The organism is Pseudomonas sp. NPDC089534 (assembly GCF_044749305.1).
In the GTDB taxonomy this organism is placed as follows: Bacteria; Pseudomonadota; Gammaproteobacteria; order Pseudomonadales; family Pseudomonadaceae; genus Aquipseudomonas; species Aquipseudomonas ekonensis.
This window is the reverse complement of record NZ_JBIVHR010000001.1, coordinates 94167-113289: the sequence shown is the minus strand read 5'-3', so window position 1 is coordinate 113289 and position 19123 is coordinate 94167. Positions and strand designations below refer to the sequence as shown.

At 57.7% G+C, this 19123-nt stretch carries 13 protein-coding genes and 1 pseudogene; 7 read left to right on the top strand and 7 right to left on the bottom strand.

Going from position 1 to position 19123, the window contains the following annotated elements; genetic code table 11:
- Positions 1 to 26: 26 nt before the first annotated feature.
- Together ACIP0B_RS00425 and ACIP0B_RS00420 are read right to left on the bottom strand one after the other, a co-directional pair.
- On the bottom strand, positions 27 to 1097 hold the full coding sequence (locus ACIP0B_RS00425) for an acyl-CoA dehydrogenase family protein (RefSeq protein ID WP_400828822.1): 1071 nt from the start codon (positions 1095 to 1097) through the stop codon (positions 27 to 29).
- Between the two features lie 26 nt (positions 1098 to 1123).
- Positions 1124 to 1987 (bottom strand): MaoC/PaaZ C-terminal domain-containing protein, encoded by an 864-nt coding sequence (locus ACIP0B_RS00420; RefSeq protein ID WP_400828819.1) that lies wholly within the window; start codon positions 1985 to 1987, stop codon positions 1124 to 1126.
- A gap of 282 nt (positions 1988 to 2269) precedes the next feature.
- On the opposite strand from ACIP0B_RS00420, the gene ACIP0B_RS00415 reads away from it, so the two are divergent.
- From ACIP0B_RS00415 to ACIP0B_RS00400, 4 genes are all read left to right on the top strand, one after another.
- Positions 2270 to 3919, top strand: a complete 1650-nt coding sequence (locus tag ACIP0B_RS00415; RefSeq protein ID WP_400828817.1) for an electron transfer flavoprotein-ubiquinone oxidoreductase — start codon at positions 2270 to 2272, stop codon at positions 3917 to 3919.
- Between the two features lie 24 nt (positions 3920 to 3943).
- The gene (locus ACIP0B_RS00410) at positions 3944 to 4300 is read left to right on the top strand and encodes a hypothetical protein (protein ID WP_400828815.1); all 357 of its coding nucleotides are present in this window, start codon (positions 3944 to 3946) and stop codon (positions 4298 to 4300) included.
- A gap of 31 nt (positions 4301 to 4331) precedes the next feature.
- Positions 4332 to 5897: an MFS transporter gene (locus ACIP0B_RS00405; protein ID WP_400828813.1), complete on the top strand. Its 1566-nt coding sequence runs from the start codon at positions 4332 to 4334 to the stop codon at positions 5895 to 5897.
- A 120-nt stretch (positions 5898 to 6017) separates the two neighbouring features.
- Positions 6018 to 7067 (top strand): NAD(P)-dependent oxidoreductase, encoded by a 1050-nt coding sequence (locus ACIP0B_RS00400; protein ID WP_400828811.1) that lies wholly within the window; start codon positions 6018 to 6020, stop codon positions 7065 to 7067.
- Between the two features lie 249 nt (positions 7068 to 7316).
- Here the strand turns inward: ACIP0B_RS00400 and ACIP0B_RS00395 are convergent, their stop codons facing one another.
- From ACIP0B_RS00395 to ACIP0B_RS00385, 3 genes are all read right to left on the bottom strand, one after another.
- Positions 7317 to 8363, bottom strand: coding sequence for a hypothetical protein (locus tag ACIP0B_RS00395; protein ID WP_400828809.1), 1047 nt, complete (start codon positions 8361 to 8363; stop codon positions 7317 to 7319).
- A gap of 260 nt (positions 8364 to 8623) precedes the next feature.
- Positions 8624 to 10213, bottom strand: a complete 1590-nt coding sequence (locus tag ACIP0B_RS00390; RefSeq protein ID WP_400828807.1) for a nuclease domain-containing protein — start codon at positions 10211 to 10213, stop codon at positions 8624 to 8626.
- Between the two features lie 3 nt (positions 10214 to 10216).
- On the bottom strand, positions 10217 to 12415 hold the full coding sequence (locus tag ACIP0B_RS00385; protein WP_400828805.1) for an McrB family protein: 2199 nt from the start codon (positions 12413 to 12415) through the stop codon (positions 10217 to 10219).
- A gap of 292 nt (positions 12416 to 12707) precedes the next feature.
- Between ACIP0B_RS00385 and ACIP0B_RS00380 the strand changes: the two genes are divergently transcribed.
- Positions 12708 to 13631 carry a hypothetical protein gene (locus tag ACIP0B_RS00380; RefSeq protein ID WP_400828804.1) on the top strand — a complete coding sequence of 308 codons (924 nt, stop codon included), beginning with the start codon at positions 12708 to 12710 and terminating at the stop codon, positions 13629 to 13631.
- 4 nt (positions 13632 to 13635) lie between these two features.
- Positions 13636 to 14772, top strand: coding sequence for a hypothetical protein (locus ACIP0B_RS00375; protein ID WP_400828802.1), 1137 nt, complete (start codon positions 13636 to 13638; stop codon positions 14770 to 14772).
- A 633-nt stretch (positions 14773 to 15405) separates the two neighbouring features.
- Here ACIP0B_RS00375 and pqqA read toward each other — a convergent pair.
- Both pqqA and ACIP0B_RS00365 read right to left on the bottom strand, forming a co-directional pair.
- Positions 15406 to 15477, bottom strand: coding sequence for a pyrroloquinoline quinone precursor peptide PqqA (gene pqqA / locus ACIP0B_RS00370; RefSeq protein WP_063607997.1), 72 nt, complete (start codon positions 15475 to 15477; stop codon positions 15406 to 15408).
- Positions 15478 to 15553: 76 nt separating this feature from the next.
- The gene (locus ACIP0B_RS00365; protein WP_400828800.1) at positions 15554 to 17611 is read right to left on the bottom strand and encodes a PQQ-binding-like beta-propeller repeat protein; all 2058 of its coding nucleotides are present in this window, start codon (positions 17609 to 17611) and stop codon (positions 15554 to 15556) included.
- Positions 17612 to 18052: 441 nt separating this feature from the next.
- Here ACIP0B_RS00365 and ACIP0B_RS00360 point away from each other — a divergent pair.
- Positions 18053 to 18860 (top strand): annotated as a pseudogene (locus tag ACIP0B_RS00360) (IS5 family transposase).
- Positions 18861 to 19123: the final 263 nt, after the last annotated feature.

Below are 19123 nucleotides of genomic sequence, written 5' to 3'. Positions count from 1 at the left end.
CGGTTTGTCGCTCATGGTCGGGATCCTCAGGCGCTGGCCAGTCGTGGCATGCAGGCGTCGTAGCGGCGACGGTGCCGCTCGGATGAGCCGTACTGGTTGGCCAGGGTCATGGCCTTGCGCAGGTACAGGCCCACGTCGCATTCGTCGGTGTAGCCGATGGCGCCGTGCAGCTGGACGGCCTGGCGGGTCACCAGCAAGGCGGCGTCGGCGGCGCGGGCCTTGGCCCGGGACACTGCTGCCCGGCGCTGGTTGACCGGGGCACCGGCATCGCAGGCCGCCGCCGCTGCCCCCAGGCTGGCGCGCCAGAGGGCCAGTTGCAGCTTCAGGTCCACGGCGCGGTGCTGCAGGGCCTGAAAGTTGCCGATGGTCTGGCCGAACTGCTGGCGGGTGCGCAGGTAATCGAGCGTCAGGGTGAAAGCCTGCTCGGCGACGCCCAGCAGGTAGGCCGCCGTGCCGAGCGCCGCTTCGTCGAGGGCGTCGGCCAGCGCTTGGGCGTTCAACGCAAGCGGCTCGAACGCGGCATCGTTCAACAGCAAATGGCCGAAGTGACCGCCGTCCTGAGTGCTGACGATGTCGAGGTTAACGCCGGGCGCGTCCCGTGCCACCAACGCCAGGCCCTCCTGGGTGCTGACCAGGAAACCGTCGGCCCCGGCCGCGGCGGCGATGCAAATCTTGTGGCCGCTCAGTTTGCCGTTGCGCACAAGCGCCCAGCCTTGCGCAGTGTCGAGGCTGCCGATCTCTTCTTGCAGCGCAGGCAGCAAAAGGCGCTCCCCTGACAGTTGGGCTTCCAGAAGCTCGCCTTCAAGCAGGCGGGCGCCGAGCACGGCCGGGACGAAAGGTTCGGGCAGCAACGCTGCGCCGAACACTTCCAGCAAGGCGCAGTATTCGGCCATGCCCAACCCCACACCGCCCTGTGCCTCGGGGATCGCCAGCCCCAGCCAGCCGTTGTCGGCGATTTCCCGCCATACCGTCCTGTCGAAGCCCGGCAACTTGTAGCGCAGGCCCCGCACCCGGGCCAGTTCGCCGACGGGTGCGAAAGCGCAGGCGCTGTCTCGGATCATGCGGATATTGTCTAAACGTTCTTCAGGCGAATACATGTCAGTCTCCTGGCCTGGAAATGGATTCAATCTGCGGATCCGGCGAACGTCGCCAGACCGTTGCTCACCACCAGTGCGTCGCGCTCCGGCACCCGCGCCCTGAACGAGCCGTCGCGCCAGATCTCGCAGCGCAGGGTCTCGCCCGGCAGCACCGGCGCCGAGAAACGCAATGCCATGCCGCGCAGGCGCGAGGCGTCGTAGTCGGCGAGGGTCTTGAGCAAGGCGTGGCAAACCACACCGAAGGTGCACAGCCCATGCAGGATCGGCCGGCTGAAGCCCGCCTCCCTGGCGACCGATGGGTCGGCGTGCAGCGGGTTGTCGTCGCCGTTGAGGCGGTAATAGAGCGCCTGCTCCGGACGGGTGGGCAGATCGACGAGGAAGTCCGGTTCGCGGTCCGGCACCTGATGGCTGCCGAACCTCGGTGTGCCATCGCCACCGAACCCGCCGCCACCACGCAGGAAGGTGGTGCTCAGGGTGCTCGCCAGCAGTCGTCCGTCGCCGGCATCGCGCACCTCCTTTTGGGTGTAGAGCAGCGCGCCCTGCCCCGGCCCCTTGTCCACCACGCCGACGATGCGGGTTTCGCCGATCACCTCACCTTCTACCGGCAGCGGGGCATGCAGGGTGATCCGCTGTTCGCCGTGCACCACGCAGCGGGGATCGACGCCCGAATCGGGATCACCCAGCCAGAAACCCGGATGCCCCAGTACCAGGGCCATCGACGGCATCGCGCACAAGTCGCGGCCGTAGTCGACGTAGGCCAGTTGTCGCTCATCCGTCGGATCGCTGCCCAATCCCACGGACAAGGCATAAAACGCCGACTGTTGGCGAGTCAGGGTCTGTCGGACTGCCGGTATTGGGTAAGCCAGCAGCTTTTGCAGCTCAATGGGCATGACACCATCCCTTTGTTCTTGTTGTTCACGAGTTGAGGGGATGGTTGAGCAAGGCCTCCTTCAATTCAATTTACGAATTCGAAAGTGCCTCCTCGGTTAAACCGCATCGAGTCCGGTGCTGTCCGGGCGGGGGGGCGCGACGGTTTTGTCTTCGCCAAACCCGAAGTGGCACTTGGGATTTCGCAAATTGAATTCCCTGTCCGGCTGCCGAATCATTCGGCCCAATGAGTCCCGTGCGCGGATACCGGGCGGGACAACGAATCGTCACAGAGAGGCCGAGCAGTGGAACGTGAATCAATGGAGTTCGATGTCGTCATCGTCGGTGCCGGCCCTGCAGGGCTGTCCGCCGCCTGCCGGCTAAAGCAGAAAGCGCTGGAAACGGGGCAGCAGATCAGTGTCTGCGTGGTGGAGAAAGGCTCCGAGGTCGGGGCCCATATCCTGTCCGGCGCCATTTTCGAACCCCGTGCGCTGAACGAACTTTTTCCGGACTGGCAAGCACTTGGCGCGCCTTTGAACACACCCGTGGCGCGGGACGACATCTATTTCCTGCGTGACGCCGAACGGGCCAGCAAGGTCCCCGGCTTCTTTGTGCCGCGCACGATGCACAACGACGGCAACTACGTCATTTCGCTGGGCAACCTGTGCCGCTGGCTCGCCCGGCAGGCCGAGGAACTGGGCGTCGAAATCTATCCGGGCTTCGCCGCCCAGGAGGCGCTGATCAACGACAACGGCGCGGTCTGCGGCATCGTCACCGGCGACTTGGGTGTCGACCGTGAGGGCAAGCCGAAGGACGGCCTGTACACTCCGGGCATGGAGCTGCGCGGCCGGTACACGTTGTTTGCCGAAGGCTGCCGCGGCCATCTCGGCAAGCAGCTTATCCAGCGCTTCAGCCTGGACAGCGAGGCCGATGCGCAGCATTACGGCCTCGGCATCAAGGAAATCTGGGAGATCGATCCGGCCCGCCACGAGCCGGGCCTGGTGGTGCACACCGCCGGCTGGCCGCTGGACAACGACAACCCCGGCGGTTCATTCCTCTATCACCTGGAGAACAATCAGGTGGTGGTCGGGTTGATCGTCGATCTGTCCTACAGCAACCCGCACCTTTCTCCGTTCGATGAGTTCCAGCGCTACAAGCACCATCCGGTTATCAGTCAGTACCTGGAGGGCGGCAAGCGCATCAGCTACGGCGCCAGGGCGATCTGCAAGGGGGGGCTGAACTCGCTGCCCAAGATGGTGTTCGCCGGCGGCGCGCTGATCGGCTGCGACCTGGGCACGTTGAACTTCGCCAAGATCAAAGGCAGCCACACGGCGATGAAGTCCGGCATGCTCGCGGCCGAAGCCGTCGCCCAGGCGTTGCAGGCCGGGCGCAGCGGCGACGAACTGACCGCTTATGTCGACGGTTTCAAGGCCAGTTGGCTGCATGACGAACTGCTGCGCAGCCGCAACTTCGGGGCTGCCCTGCACAAGTTCGGCGCCATCGCCGGCGGGGCCTTCAACTTCATCGACCAGAACCTGTTCGCCGGTAAGCTGCCGTTCACGCTGCGCGACCCCCTCCCCGACCATGGCTGCCTCAAGCCTGCCGCCGAGTCGCCGCGCATCCAGTACCCCAAACCCGACGGTAAGCTCAGCTTCGACAAGCTGAGTTCGGTGTTCCTCTCCGCCACCAACCATGAGGAAGACCAACCGATCCACCTGCGGCTCAAGGATCCCGGCATACCCGTCTCGTTCAATCTGCCCCGCTACGACGAACCCGCGCAGCGCTACTGCCCGGCGGGCGTCTACGAAATCGTGGCTGACGGCGACGGCGACCGGATGCAGATCAACGCCCAGAACTGCCTGCACTGCAAGACCTGCGACATCAAGGATCCAGCGCAAAACATCACCTGGGTCGCACCGGAAGGTACTGGCGGCCCGAACTACCCCAACATGTAACGGCGGCCGAAGGAGGCTCCCCCCATGAGAATGATCGTCGCAATCGCTGCGGCAGCCACGCTGGCCGGCTGCGCCAAAGGCTTCTTCGCATCGCACTCCACCAGTTTCTCCGAACGCAGCGACAAGCCCGCGCTCGCTTACGTGCAGTGCCTGGAGCCCAAGTGGCAGGCCCCGGGCACCACGACCTCGAAGATCAAGACCCCGACCGGCTACACCCTGGAGGTCTCCACGCCCCATACCGGCCCGGTCGCCCTGGCGGTCGTCAACGAGGCGCCGCCCGGCAGCGACGTCGATATTTTCCTGCCCACCGCCCAAGGGCGTGCGGAGCGCTGGGAAGACTTGGCCAGGACCTGCCTGACCGCAGCCGCCCCAGGCAAATGATCCGACGCATCGAACAGGTGAAAACCCGAACATGATCCCCACCTCCGCATCAGCCCCTGCCGAACCCATGACGCAAGCTCGGGGCTGGTCAAGCCTGCTGTTCCCCCTGGCCATTGCCCTGTGCGTGGGACTGGACTATTTCGACAATTCCGCGTTTTCGTTCTTTATCAAGGAAATCGCCGGCGGCGTGGGTGCACCGCCGGACGAACTGGTGTGGTCCTCCAGTGCCTACGCCGTCGCCGGGGTGCTGGGGATCCTGCATCATCAGTGGTGGGTCGAACGCATCGGCCACCGCAATTACATCGCCCTGAACCTGTTGCTTTTTTCGGTGGGTGCCGTCGCCTGCGCGTTCTGCGAAAACTCGGTGGAGCTGGCTTTCGCCCGGGCGCTGCAGGGCTTGGCCATGGGCCCGATGCTGGGCGCCTGCCGCATTCTGCTGCAATTGAGTTTCCCTCCCGCCAGACGGGGTTCGGCGGTGAAGATCTTCCTGATCCTGATTCTGCTCTGCAGCGCGCTGGGGCCGATGCTCGGCGGCACGCTGGTGGCGCTGTTCGGCTGGCGCGCCGTGTTCATCTGCACGCTGCCCATGGCGTTGATCATCGCCCTGCTCGTGATGAGGGTCGTTCCCGTGAGCGGCCAGGTGCTGCCCGAAGAACGGGAAACGTCCGCGCTTTGGCCGTGGTTCGCCGCGGCACTGGCCCTCGGTGGCCTGCAGATTGTGGTGCAGCAGGTACGGTTCGCGCCTTTCAGCGAATCTCCCGGAATGGAGGCGCTGGCACTCGTCGGCCTGCTGGTGCTGCTGGGCGTCATCTGGCACCAATGGCGCAATCCCAACCCTTTGCTGCGTTTGCATACCCTTAAGGAGGCTAGCTTCCGCAGCGGCCTGGTGTTGTATGCCGCGTATTATTTCATCACCAACGCGCTGGCCTACCTGATTTCGCAGCTGTTGCAGACCGGACTCGGCTATCCGGTGGAGAACGCAGGGCAATTGGTTGGCGCCACGTCGCTCTGCTCTGTGGCCGGCGCCCTTCTCTACTTCCGTTACGCGGGTAAAGTCCGTCAGAAAAAATGGATTTTCGTCCCAGGGTTCCTACTGTCGGCATTTGTCTGTGTCTGGCTTGCGAAAATGCCACCTAACGTCAGCACGAACTGGCTGTTGACGCCCCTGGTGTTGCGCGGACTGCTATTGATGTTCATTGCGTTGCCGGTCGCCAATGTGGCTTTCCAGCCTTTCTCCTTGGATCTATACCCGCACGGCTACCGCATCAAGAACATCGTCAAGCAAATCGCCTATTCTCTAGCTACTGCGACGGTCATCGTACTGCAACAACACCGCCTGGAATTTCATGAAAGCGTGTTGTCGCAGAACTTGTCGATGAGCAATCCGGTGTTCCGCAGGGCGCTGGAAACCCTCTCCCAGCATTTCGAACAGGCAGGCCTCGGACTTTCTGCCGCGCACGATGTGGCGCTGGAGCAGATACATAGCACGATGATCACGCAGGCAAACTTTCTGAGTTACATGGACGGTTTCGTTTTGCTCGCGACGCTTTGTCTTGTGGCGGCTCTGTTTGCATCTTTGCAACGCCAAATTAATTAGTCACTTTTTGCGCTTCGCGATACCGCTGCACAAGCCGCGTCACCTGATAAACCAGATATCGCTATCCAGGGCATCATGGGTGGCGAAGTGTGTAGGCACGTCTTCAAGAGGAGTATGCGCATGGCGTTCACCACTCTGATACTCGACGCCCCCGGCCCGCCGTTGTTGTTTGAGGAAGTCGACCGCTTCCTCGAGCGGGGCCTGGCCGTAACCCTGAACCTGCACTATTTAACCGACCAGGACAGCATCAAACGCCATTACGGTAAGCGTATTCACTACGTAGAGATCAATTGTCACGACAAACGCGCCTTCACCACGGCGGTGCAGCAGGCTGGCGGTTACAGTGTGTTCAAGACACGTTTGAATATCCCTCTTGATGGCGAACTGATCGGTGCCGCCGCCGCTCCTGACTTGGCAACGCCATTACGCGCCATTGCCCAGGCAGGCGTAGGACTCAATCATATCGACCGGCAGGCGGCCGAGCGTTTTGGCGTAGCGATACTGAACACACCCGGCTCTAATGCTGTCGCCGTCGCTGAATACGTAGTGGCGCAGGCGTTGTTTTTGTCCAGAGACCTAGGCCAGTACAACGCCGAGACCCACAAAGGCCATTGGTCCAAGGGCAGGCTGGTTCCCAGCCCGGAATTCTGCGAACTGACGCTGGGGCTGGTGGGTACGGGCGGCATAGCAAGAGAGGTGGCGCACAAGGCCAGGGGGTTGGGTATCAAGGTGCTTGCCACCGGTTCGGAACGTTTTACGGAGCAGGTCGCACAGAGCCTTGGACTCGAACGAAGGCAAACCCTCGAGCAATTGCTGGGTGAAGCCCACATCATTTCGATTCATACCCCGCTCACACCGCAAACTCGAGGCCTGTTCGGCACTAGGTCGTTCAGCCAAATGCGCCAGGGCTCGATCCTGATCAACACAGCTCGTGGTGGCATCGTCAATGAGGAGCAACTGGCAGCCTTCATGACCCGTTTCCCGGGGCATATCAAAGCGGTCGCCATCGATACCTTTGCCCAGGAAAAGGACAGCTTCAGTTCACCACTAGTACACATCGCCAACGCGCAACTGACGCCGCATATCGCAGGCAACACCACCAAGGCGATCAGGACGGCCTCCCGCGAAATTGTCGACAAAATCTGCGCCTTCAGCACTGTAGCCAAATAACGCTAGTCTCGTATTACACAAGGAAGCTCATATATTGCAGCTTATGAACACAACTGAAGTCACCCGTAAGTCAGCTGAGTAGGAGCCTCATCGCGTCTCTCAAGGGCGTTGACGCCGCTTATGTTGCAAGGCTTGCTACGCGGCATAGCGCGTCTGATTCAACTGTTCGGAGCGCCTCACTCGCATCGGAACATTGATATCTCGAAGACCCAGACTGCAGGTCTGAGTACCCTTGCACCTAGGGACGCTCTAGTTTCGCGCTTCCAGAAGCAAAGTCGTCATGAGGTCATTCAGGATGCATTGCATTTCCCTTGGAGTTAGCCATCCAGCATTTGCGCCCAGTTGCAGCTGTAGCGCTCTGAGTCGTTCGTCGTTGGCGCTCGCGATGAACGACTCCAGAGAGCAGCGCACTATTTGCTCCGGAAGGTCACTTTGAATCACGGGAAATTTCACGTCTACTCGCCCAATCAGATACTGGTCGGACGCGAGCGGCAGAATGACGTCGACAAGTTCATCATCCTTGTCCAGGTAAGGCTTATATTGACAATCCCCCTTCACATGGAACAGGACGATAGAATCGCCCAGTGGCAGGTTCTCCGGCTCAAATGGCTGCACCGAGTAATGAAGATGTTGGAAACGCCTCAATCGTGCTGCCGGGGAAATAGACTCGCTTAGGGCACGAACATGGCTTTTTTTGATCACGTCCGGCATTCCCTGCCTGAGTCCGGCAGCGAGAGTGGGGATCATGGTGGCTAACCTCTCGATGACTGGCTTCAATGCCTGTTCCATAGTCTGCCCATTCAGGGTGAGGACGGTCTGGAACTGATCGTAGGTAAGACCCGCCTTGGAAAGCTCGTCTTCAAGCGCGGGAGATCCGGGCTTGAAATGCTTCGCCAGCAACGTACTCAAAACGGTTGGATCTGAAAGCTCCCTAAAGAGATGCTCAGCGATGTGGTCGACCGCAGAATGCATGTTCGAACGAAAGTGCCGACTGCGAATTTCGAAATGGGCCAATAGTTCAGGTAAAAGGTGCGCTACTCCCTCTACCCTACCTGCTCGCAATTCATCTACGACTGGCGAATAGACAGTGCCTTCCCTATCGGTGATTTTGTCATCCAGCTCAGACTCAGTAGCCGCAGCATAGAAATGACGCTCTGTGGCGTTTTTGGAGATATTGGATGGTCGAACCTTTCCCCCTCGCTCGTACACCCAGCATCGGACGATCTTGCCGTTTCCCTGGCTGCGAAACCCTTTCTGGAGAAACTTTGGAATGAAGTGTTGCGATATACCAGACATCCATTTCTCCTGAGTTTCCAGTTTGACCTTCCAACGCAGAATTACGCTGGCGCGGAAAGCGTCGGCAACTATATCAATTAAAGGCTGGCACGGTACGCAAGTCCAAGTGCTCGACCGCTATCGAAGCGCCGTAGCGGCCACCAAGAAGCGCTGACTCATGACTCGCGCCGTAAGCCTAGGCAGCAATCGACAGAATTTGCTTTTCGAAATCAAAATCCAGTCTGTTTCCTCAAGACTTGTTGCACTTACAGTACTGCAGGTCAGGTCAGAGCACGCGCCGGAGCGGCCGCGATTGGTGCAGCAGTCAGAATACGCTTGAGCTCTATTCCCAGCGTTTCCCCTTCTGATTCAGCTCCGATTTGCCAAGCTCCAACCCCATAGTCCGCATGATAGATCGGGCTGGCCAACATCGTAACCTCGTCCGCCCGAGGGATCAGAAGCAACGAAGCGTCAGGCTTTATGCCCTTCCACCGCAAACTGTCGTGATAAATGTGCGCAGACTCCATTGCATCCAAGACGCTGGCGCGGGTACTGCGATATTTCGCGTCAAGAACCACGAAGCGCTTCGCCGAAGGCGAGTCCAGCGTCACGACGATGTCCGGGTATCGCTCTCGCGATAAGCTTTGAAAACCTCGATGCGCTGCTTGATCGATTGCAGGGCATCGAGCTTGGTAACACACCTCAACGGTTATGTCAGCCGCTGCTCCCCGCCACACGATTTCTTTTAAACCCACCGATCTACATTCACGGCGCCAAACGAGATCAGGAAACTGACGTTGTAGCTGTGAGACTACCGTCACAAAGCACCACCGTTCATAGATCTCCCATGTTGGGCTGATCCACAGCGTCTCGTCAGCATCCTTTCCCAACCACCCTGACCGTAATGCGTACCAACCAAACCGATAAGCTCGCGCATATGCAGGGTGAGCCGAGATCGCATTCAATCCTGCGGAAGATAGACGTCTGGCAGTCAATATGCAGAAAGGTTTTAGGCGTTGAAGCCGTTCAAGTTTGCGAGCAAGCGACTCGGTGAACGCGATTCGACGTACCAGCCTTGGCGTTAATGCTGATCGGGTATCGCTGACCACCTCAGCAGCCACCGCCTGTTGAAGCCCACTCACTACCTGCCGGCATCGTCTAATGACATCGAAGAGAACAAGTCCAACAGCCTGATTCGCGGGATTGTCCTCCTCCTCGTATGATCTGCTGACCTCAAAGCGCACAGTGTTCAAGGCCGGACGCTGAGTGCTAGCGGGGTGCAGCAGTGCCTGGCCCGTTGGCCCTCTCAGTGCCTTATGTACGGATGCGGAATCCAGCCGCTTCACCGTGTGCGCGCTCACCGACGCGCGATCGCACTTCAAGGTTGTCAGCGGCCGCTGAGCTATTTGTTTGAGCGCAAAGTGTAGCCGATCCCCATAGCGTCTCAGCCTCGCATACTGCAGATGCGGGTTGGTTAGTGCTCCATCATGGCCAATACCAAACTGAGCCTCCTCTGTGCCCAGAACGAGAGCCGGGTCGAAATCAAGAATCGACTCAACCATGGCAGCGAATGCCTGGCCTCCAAGCTTATTATCAGATGCTGACACGTCCAGCCGGTAACTCGCGGCAGTCCGACCCTGGTCATCCAGGAGCTCCGCCGCGACCTCACCTGCATAAAAGCCCGGCGACCATAGCCAGGCAAACGCCCCGGCTTGATCGACTGTCTCAATCAAGACGTCATCAATGTAGAACGAAAAGCCTTCAAGCGCGGTAAAACAATAAGCCTTTTTCTCCATGAAACCTGGGTTCAACTGACCTGGGGATACATCAAATTGAGCATCCCCCTGCGATACCTGCAAGATGATCGACATGGTCTACCGCCAGAACCTGGTCGAGCCGGAATGAGCCAGGTCGTCGGACATTTCTTTGACCTTGCGCAGTGACATCCCCAACCCAGCATGTTTGAGCGTGGTGTGAAGCAATGTGAAGACCTCCTGAAGCCGAGGACTGTCTTCACCGCGCAGCTTGGGGAGTATTTTTGAATAAATGGCATGGTCGAGTGCACGTGAGAACTCGATGACACCGCCGGCCTGTGTTTGCTGCAGATAGCCAATTACGTCGTTGATCGTGCGCCAACCGAAATGGAGTCGAGCCGGACGAAGCACATCCATGAGTGAGGACATGAGATTTCTGACGAGCGCGATCTGTTCATCCTCAAGCGAGCTCTTCTGCCAGCCAGGGAATGCCTTGACCTCAATGTCCCAGAATTCGATAACAGAGGCCCGATCCAGCACTTTGTCGCTCAATCCATGAGTGGTTTCGTCCATGTTCACGGTACCGATAATCACCAGGTTACTCGGATACGGGATGCCTGGAGGAACACCATCAATGTCGTCGACTTGACCGTGAAAAACGATGGTCTCGCCGGTCTCCATCGCTGAGAGCAGAGGCGCCAAATACTGTTCAGGATGAGAGAGGTTCATTTCATCAAGAACCAGTGTGTAAGGCTTCGTCGGGTTGGCGCTTGCTTGCAGGAGGAAATCCAGAACGCCGGTACGAACGTACGCATCTGACTCCAACGGATTAACATAGCCGAGCAGGCTCGTGTAGTCATGCCAACCTGGCTGAACGGGCACAATCAGCAATCCTTCGCTTGGCTCGGGATCTCCCTGCCACAGGCTCAGCGCATAGTTACGGGCCAGTTGCGTTTTGCCCGCACCGCTCAAGCCTGTGAGCACTGCGAAATGACGCCTCGGGTGTCCCCACAATCCAGCATCGAGTTGTCCGATCAATTCTTCTGGAAAGCGAAACTCTTGATCAAATAGTGCAATCAGAGCGCCCAGCTTCGGCCTCTCAATTTCGATATCGAGCTGTAGTAGGGGTACTTGAGCCAAGGAAGGGCTGATGCCTGGAACACTCGCAAGGCCCCTAGGCTCCCAGTGAATTCGATTAACCCACTGCCTACCCCTTTCGGTGAGGCTGAGCACTTTCTCGTGAATCGTGGCCAGATCAAGGTACCTGAACCAACCGATCATTGCTGATGGGGCAAAGTCAGACGTCCACCGAGGGTTCGCCTTTCTGAGTGTCAGGATGGCATCACGGTTAGATAAAGGGGAGTCACGCAATGCTGCTAGCAAATAATCAAACCCCAAGATCCGTGTGATCATCCAGTCAATGATCTCATCTGGATCACCCGACTCTAGGAATGCCTCGCCACGGGGAGTTAACTGCAGGTTATTTGCGTTGGCACGCAGCACGCCCCATTCGGCGATCAGAGCGTTTAGCTGAGTGCTGCAAGTCGACGTTTTTGATTGAGGGCTAATTGATTGCAAGTGTTGGATGAAGTCTTCACGTGTGCACCCATCTGTTGCAAAGTCGATCATGCTCTGAATGGTGGCTGTCCCTCCGCCAATCGCCAGCAGACCACGCCTCCTTCTCTCAGGTGGTAAGGGCTTGAGTACTTCGTCACCTGTCTCCAGGTCGGATATCTCGGTGGCTTCGCCTTCTGAGTTCTGAACATAGTTGATGAACAGCAGCCAAGGCAGCGTCAAACGTGAGACGCCCTCTCTGGAATAGACGTCAGCCACCTCACCCAGTACGGAATCTAACCGGTTCAATACGAGGCGGTGCAGATGACGCCTCTGACCGCTGAGAGGAAGCCCCATGGCATGAGCCAGCTCGCGCAGTTTTCGATGATGCGCTACCGATGTGAAAGCGCCTGGGCAAAGCAATGCGAAAACTCGGTACATCTTGAGTCGAGGGTTTCTTTTCGTCAGCCCAGCGACCGCGGACGCAATTTGAGCCCAGGCATCGGCGATCAGCATCTCGTTCTCAGAGGGATCGCTGGTCTGCGCGTACTTCTGCTTCAGATGCCAGAGGCCCTCTGCGATTGCCGAGTTTTCGGCGACCGCGGAAATGTTGATGCGCCCCATGCCTGTCGCCGAAACAGCCTCAGTGTCCCAGAGAGCTAGTTGGAAGTCCTTGCTTAGGAACTCCTCATGAGACACATCCCTGACCCGCACCAACCATTTCCGGAATTCGGTGATCCAGCTTTGATTACCCGCCAAGGACATTACCTGCTCCTGGAGGCTGATACACGCAGTCCTCAGCTGTTCGTCATCCTTAAGATCCAGCAAGTCCATTCTCCACCAGCGATATTTATAGATGGCGAGATAATGTCACCGCTTGGGGATGGAGGCCAGATCCGACCTCTGTATTACCAGCTTGATGGGTTAGCCATTGTCGATCGAATCAGCCAATGCATCGTCGACTTACTGACAAATTGCCACTAGACATGATGCCTCAACCTCCGTAGCGTTCTGACGGAGTGGGGTTGCTAGACATTTATTATTCAAGGGACGTGTGATGGGCGAATGGTCAAAAAAACTGGGCGAGCGCGGTGAGAACATCACTGAGTCTCTGCTCAACTTGATAGGTTGGAAGGCGGCACGCAAGGGACACGAATTCGACTGTGTTAAACCTGTCCCTCACAGCACAACCGGCAACCCCAGAAAAACTCATGGCGCCGATTTTGTCTTCAGCTGCCTATCCCCGCTGGAAGACGGCATCCTCAAGCACCTGGTCATTTCTTCGAAATTCACATCGGGCCCCTACCCGACTTCACCTGGGGCAATATTCAAAGACCATTTCTCCGACCTTGCCACGACAGTCGAGTGCTTCAATCGCTCGCCATTGAAAAGGTCGGTCAATCAAGGCTATCCCAGCGCGAGTGGTCAGTCGCTCGCAGGCATCCTTTGCTGGTTCAGCGCCGCATCGGACGCAGACGCTGATGTAGTCAGCCAAGTCGCAGGGGCGCGGAGTCTGGACAGCGCGAATTACGGCACGATCTACGTGATTGATAATCACCGAGCAAGCTTCCTGTTCGAGACCATCACATACGCAAGAAATCGCTTCGGTGCGGAAAATGTTCGCTTCCTCTACCCCTCCACTGGGAAAAACGTGAGCCCCGTAGAGAGGGTCACCAACGGGACGATACTGCCTCCCGAATATCTCAACAGTGGCTTGATCCCGTTCTTCATCCAGGAGCACAAAAAGAAATCCCTGCTTATCTGCTGCCAGGATCCTTTCAGCATCGAAGCGGTAAAACGCATGATCGGGTTTTCGATGGATATCGCCATGGAGTTTCCCGACAAGGTGGCCCTCGCGTTCCCTGACTACAACTACGTAGATCATGAGGAAATCGCAGACATCGCAAAGCTGTCGATCGCGAACAAGGAGTTCGCTTCAATCGTCGAATTCGAATCCTATCAAGCAGATTTCAGGGGATGATGCAGTGAGTAATCAAAATATTGACTCTATCCTTCCCCAAGGTGAGGCGCTGCGCACCTATTTGGCTCAGCCTTACATCGGTGCTGGCGATATCAAAACGGTTCTGAAGAGTCGAGGCGTCTTCATCAGTAGCTCAGAGAAAGAGCACTCCATCCCTGCCCTCACCCTGTCGCTGATTCGCCCCAGCGAGTTTTCAAAGCTCCAGCTCGCCTACACGACCAAGGAAGACAATCCTAAGATCACCACCCAGACAATCAAGTGGCAAGGTGAGGATACTCTGCTGGATGCTATACCTACCGTCATGGATGTCAACAAGCTGCTGGATCTTGACTTCGTGAACTTCAAGGTCTTGGGAACACCGGAATTCTATCCAGTCAACAAAGACCTCGACACGATCCGGATGGACTATCTGCTGGAGCGGATTGACCGCTCCAAAAGCTGGGCTGACTCGCATAAACATTTCAAAGGCTCCATCGAGATCAAGAAAAACAAGGCTCAGGACGAGCTCATCCTGATTTCCACACACACTGCGCCAGAAACGCGGACAACCAACAAAGCGATGTCGAAGCATCTGATTTCACATTTCAAATCGATCAAGCAAATCAGCGAAAGTGAGCAGGCGACATCGATCCGCTTTTGCGATTTCACCAACCAAAACAGGTTCAGCTATCTCTTAGGACTCACACAGCACAGCAAGTTGACCGCCCTGTCATTTGTAGAAGTCGTCGACATCGGGATCTCGCCCGATCCAGACATCCTTCTCCCGGCAGCCCTAGACTGGATGAAGGAAAAGATTCGAAATCTGGACTTGAAGGGCTTCAGCCTTGAGCACTCTGACTTTCTTTCAGATGTGTCTTATCGCCCTAGCCTTTTCCTGCACAGGATTGATGCAAAATTCCGGTTCAGCACGTCGGGCCTGGATGGTGACTGCGTCATCTCGCTGGGCTTCCCAGAGTTTTCTGCGGGCCAGAAAAAAGACAGTGAGATTGAGTTGAGAATCAAGCAGATCAGCTTTGACAACACGGGACGGTCTATTGACAAGAACGACGCCAAGGAAACGATTCTGAAGGAGTTGGAATCCGAGAAGATTGAGACCTTCAAGACTCTGTCGATCCCTGCGAGCGGCGTGGTAGCCCCTTAGTATCGAGTAGTTTGGAAGAGCTTCATGCGGTGGTCGCCGACGTAGTGCAGGAGTGAAGTGGGTCAATTGTTAGCTGATCGGTGGCGACAGCGCAGTCACCTTGCGCAACCTCCATTATTACCATCGCTATCTAGGCGGCGGGACTGTGCACGATATGCCAAACCTCGCCTTCAAGAGCGGGGTTTTCAATTTCCGCTTCTGAGGTTTTAGATCGGCAGCAGAAGGTCAGCGTAAGAGTCAGGTATTGGCGGGGCAAGACCCAGATAGACATATTCGAAGTACCAACTACTCGAATAGCCAACTGCCGCCCCCACTCAGCAAGGCGGAGAGCACTTAGCCTAATGTCGGCTTCGACAATGAACAGACATCAAGGTCTGCCGTTGAGTCAGGAGTGAGTGTTTTGGCCCATACAGTCAGGTGGCGCAATGCTTCCAAGGCATCCCGGCTGGGCCACCACCCGGGTTGAAATCGGTTTGGCCTTGGATTAAGCCTTGGCAAAACAAATCCCGATCGACGATTCCGACTGTTCCTGCTTTGTTCGTAGGTTCGAACCTGTTCCTGTCTCTGATGCCAGTCAGGGCAGTTAAGAAGGCGTCAAGCCTAGGCTGACGCCTCCTTCGAATGCCTCAGCACTCAACGATTAGCAAAGTACATCGTCACTTCAAAGCCAATGCGCAAGTCGGTATAGCTGGGTTTGGTCCACATAGTGCGTGCTCTCTCGGTTGGTGAATTGATAAAAGGCAGCGTCCGTCCTTGTCCGCTGCGTAAACCTCGTGTTCGTTCAGGGATTGCCGGCCACCGGTGCCTTACCCTCATGGGCGTCCCAAGCCTGGTTGATCAGGTAGGCAAAAACGGCCTTGAGCTGATCATCGGTAAAATCCGCAAACGCCGGCATGCCGCCGCCAGCCTTGGAAAGTACGCCCTGGCGCACGACGGCTTCGAAGAAGTCGTAGCTCGGTGGCGGCGCGTAGATGAGGTTGGGCACACGGCCGCCAGCAGCGTTGCCGCGTAGACCATGACACTCGATGCAGCCGCTGCCCTCGAACAGCTTGCGGCCAAGGGCTGTCAGTGCTTCTGGCTGTCGTGGCGTGATCGGCGCCGGCACCTTTTGCACTTGTGCGAACGGTGGGTAGTCCTTGACGCCGCCCAACTTGAACGCCAGCAGCCGTGGCGTGGTTCTGGCCTTCGGCGTGGAAGCCGCGTCTGCGTTCAGCGACCCGGTCGCTGCGGCGGTGCCGGTACCGGTCGCTAGCAGAACGTATTGCTCGCCGTCAACCATGACGGTCGACGGTGCGGCCCGCACCGCGCCACCGATCTCGTGGTTCCACAGTGTCTTGCCCGTCGCTGCGTCCAGCACCTGCATGCGCCCGTCACCGGTGCCTTGGAACACCAGGCCACCGGCCGTATGCAGCAGGCCGCCGTTGGTAGGCATCGGCAAGCGCGAGCGCCACTTCACGCTGTTGTGGCGTACATCCCAGGCAACGGTTTCTCCGTAGGTTTCGTACTGGCCATCGGCAGAGCGCTGAATGGGCTCGAACGACTGGCCGCCGAGCGCGGAATCGGGATCGTCCTTGACCAGCGTCGGCTGAGACATGGCAGGAATGAACACCGTCTCGTCGTCCGGATTGAAGGCCAGCGCTTCCCAGCCGTGGGCACCCAGGCCATTGGGCAACTGCATGTACTGCTTGGCGTCATTGAGCCAATACTGCCCTTCCCGCTTCATGATCGGACGACCATTGGCGTCCAATCCTGAAGCCCATTCCATCGGCATGTAGGCACCGCCGGAAATGAACTTGCCGGTCTGAGCATCCAGCGCGTAGGCGAAGCCACTCTTCGGCACGCTCAGCACCGCTCGTTTCGACTGCCCGTTCACGGTGATGTCGGCGATCATGATGCCGACGCTGGAGTCATAGTTCCAAGCATCCTGGGGCGTTTGCTTGAAATGCCATTTGTACTCGCCCGTGCTGGCGTCCAGGGCCACGATGGAGTTGGTGAACAGCTCATCGCCTGCCTGTTCGCCACGCTTGGACGGATCGAACGGTGCCGGGCCCCCTACCCCTATGTAGAGCAGGTTCAACTGTGGGTCATAGGTCATGGCGTCCCAGGCGCTGCCGCAGCCATGGGTCTTCGAGTACCAGTCTTTACCCCAAGTCTTGGCCGCATTCTCATACAGCGCCGATTGCGGCTTCGAGGGATCGTCAGGCACCGTGTAGAAACGCCAGCGATGAGCGCCGCTCTTGGCATCGAAGGCATCGACATAGCCACGGGTCGTTCCGGTATCGAGGCAGGCATTGCCGGTGAACACCAAGCCATTGCCCACCCGTGGCGCCGCGGTAATCGCGTACATGTCGGCGGAGTCGCACGATGTCGCTTCCCATACTTTCTTGCCGGTGCGCTGGTCGACCGCGATCAGGCGGCAGTCACCCGAGGCGATGACGACATTGCTGCCACTCAGTGCCACGCCGCGATTGAATCGACGCCCCCAATAGCCTGCGAACGATGAGCCCTGCTGCGCATTCTCATCTTTGAAATTCCAGATCAGCCGGCCGGTCTTTACGTCGTTGGCAATGACCTGGCCGTTGGGTGCCCCTTGAAAAACAATACCGTCCTTGACCAAGGGGTTGCCCACAAGACCGTCGCCGACCGGGAGGTCCACCCACCAGGCCAGGCCCAGTGACCCAACGGTTTCCTTGTTGATGGCCTTCAGCGACGAGGAATGCTGCATTTCGCTGGAGTTTCCAAGAAACTCCCAGTCTGTATTGGGTTTCTCAGCCGGCTGTTCGTTCAGCCCGCAACCCGCAAGCGATGCCACCAGTGATGCGACGATTATTGTTCTCATACCAACCCTCTACCCATAAATGCACCCAGGCCAGGGAGATGGTTTGGTCATCAACCATCCGATCGGCCTAGCAGTCATCAAGATCACGATCAAACGACTGGATCATTTGATCAGTCTCTAGTTGAGCATTTGATCAGCAATGCCGCGAGCACGCTACAAGAATTTTTTATGGCTTATGAATCAATCAGATATGATCTTTTTACCGATTGGGATGCAGGTTGCGGGGTAGGACAGATTGCGCCAGGCGGTAGCCGTTGAGGCTGTCGACGCCGTCGCAAGTGCCGGCGCTCAGTTCTATTCGGACAGACAATGGCAGGGATTGAAAGTCAGAGCTTTAGATCGGTGCTTAGGCTCTTTACGAAATCCCGAGATACCCATTCGTCCCCCCCTCGAACGCTGAGATTTTGTAGTCCCCCACCATCAACGGAAAGGAATTCTGTGATGGCAAGGCGTCACGATCTCTCGGGCGAGGCCTGGGGCGTGTTCGACGATCTCTTCATCGGAACCCATTGCCGAGGCTTGAGCGGCCGGCTGATGCTCGATGGTGTGCTCTAGGGGCTCTGCTCTGGTGCTGCGTGGCGAGATATGTCGGAGCGCTTCGGCCCGTTGTTAACGGTCTATCAAAGGTTTCGGGGCTGGCGAAATCTGAGCATTCGACCAGATGCTCAAACGTCTGCACCTGAAATTGAATGGGCAGGGTTTGATTGATCTGCAAACTTGGATGATCGACTCAACCGCCGTACGCGCAACACGAGCCTCATCTGGCGCCGGGAAAAAAGGGGGCCTGACGATCACGATCTAGGCCGCAGTCGCGGCGGCGTGGCAACCAAAATCCACATGCTCTGCGACGCCAAAGGGACACCGTTGCGCTTCCTTCTCTCTGGCGGTAAAGCCAGTGACATCAGCTACGCTCCGCCACTGCTGGATGAAGTCAGTAACGTGGCCGCCCGCGCAAACGCTGTAAATGGCTGCTTGCCGATAAGGGCTACGCCGCTACTGCGATCAATATCGAATGCAGTCCGTCATCTTGCTGCGATCAATGATGCGCAAACTCAAGCCTGGCTTACCCAGATGGTTTGATCGGCCCAAGTACCGGCAGCGCAACATCATCGAACGGATGTTTGGTTGGCTGAAAGAGAACCGCCGGATCGCAACGCGCTTCGACAAGCTCGCAAAAAGCTACGCCGTCGTGGTCTCAAGGGCTTGTTCCATGAGGTGTTCGCGATATCTCTTTTCGTACAGAGCCTAGGGATGATGAGAGCGACAAATCGCTTTCCGAATATATTTTCAAACCACCGGTTATCGCCAATACATATCGCTACTTGCAAGAGTGGTATCCCGTTATCGTAACCCCATCAGTCATCAACCAGAGCCGTCTTTCTCAATTCGATCTTGTCCAGGCTGCACGCAGTTGGGCCGAGCAAACGGCGGCGTAGAAACCCCTTCACCTGACTACGCATTTCAATTGGTGGCCTGTAAAATGCCCCCATAATCAGCGTTGCGAACCAAGTA

Excerpts from the sequence above, each read along its gene's own strand:
- ACIP0B_RS00425 (WP_400828822.1), bottom strand. The coding sequence starts at position 1,097 with ATGTATTCGCCTGAAGAACGTTTAGACAATATCCGCATGATCCGAGAC.
- ACIP0B_RS00385 (WP_400828805.1), bottom strand. The coding sequence starts at position 12,415 with ATGTCCTTGGCGGGTAATCAAAGCTGGATCACCGAATTCCGGAAATGG.
- ACIP0B_RS00390 (WP_400828807.1), bottom strand. The coding sequence starts at position 10,213 with ATGTCGATCATCTTGCAGGTATCGCAGGGGGATGCTCAATTTGATGTA.
- ACIP0B_RS00405 (WP_400828813.1), top strand. The coding sequence starts at position 4,332 with ATGATCCCCACCTCCGCATCAGCCCCTGCCGAACCCATGACGCAAGCT.
- ACIP0B_RS00400 (WP_400828811.1), top strand. The coding sequence starts at position 6,018 with ATGGCGTTCACCACTCTGATACTCGACGCCCCCGGCCCGCCGTTGTTG.
- ACIP0B_RS00410 (WP_400828815.1), top strand. The coding sequence starts at position 3,944 with ATGAGAATGATCGTCGCAATCGCTGCGGCAGCCACGCTGGCCGGCTGC.
- ACIP0B_RS00365 (WP_400828800.1), bottom strand. The coding sequence starts at position 17,611 with ATGAGAACAATAATCGTCGCATCACTGGTGGCATCGCTTGCGGGTTGC.
- ACIP0B_RS00395 (WP_400828809.1), bottom strand. The coding sequence starts at position 8,363 with ATGTCTGGTATATCGCAACACTTCATTCCAAAGTTTCTCCAGAAAGGG.
- ACIP0B_RS00420 (WP_400828819.1), bottom strand. The coding sequence starts at position 1,987 with ATGCCCATTGAGCTGCAAAAGCTGCTGGCTTACCCAATACCGGCAGTC.
- ACIP0B_RS00380 (WP_400828804.1), top strand. The coding sequence starts at position 12,708 with ATGGGCGAATGGTCAAAAAAACTGGGCGAGCGCGGTGAGAACATCACT.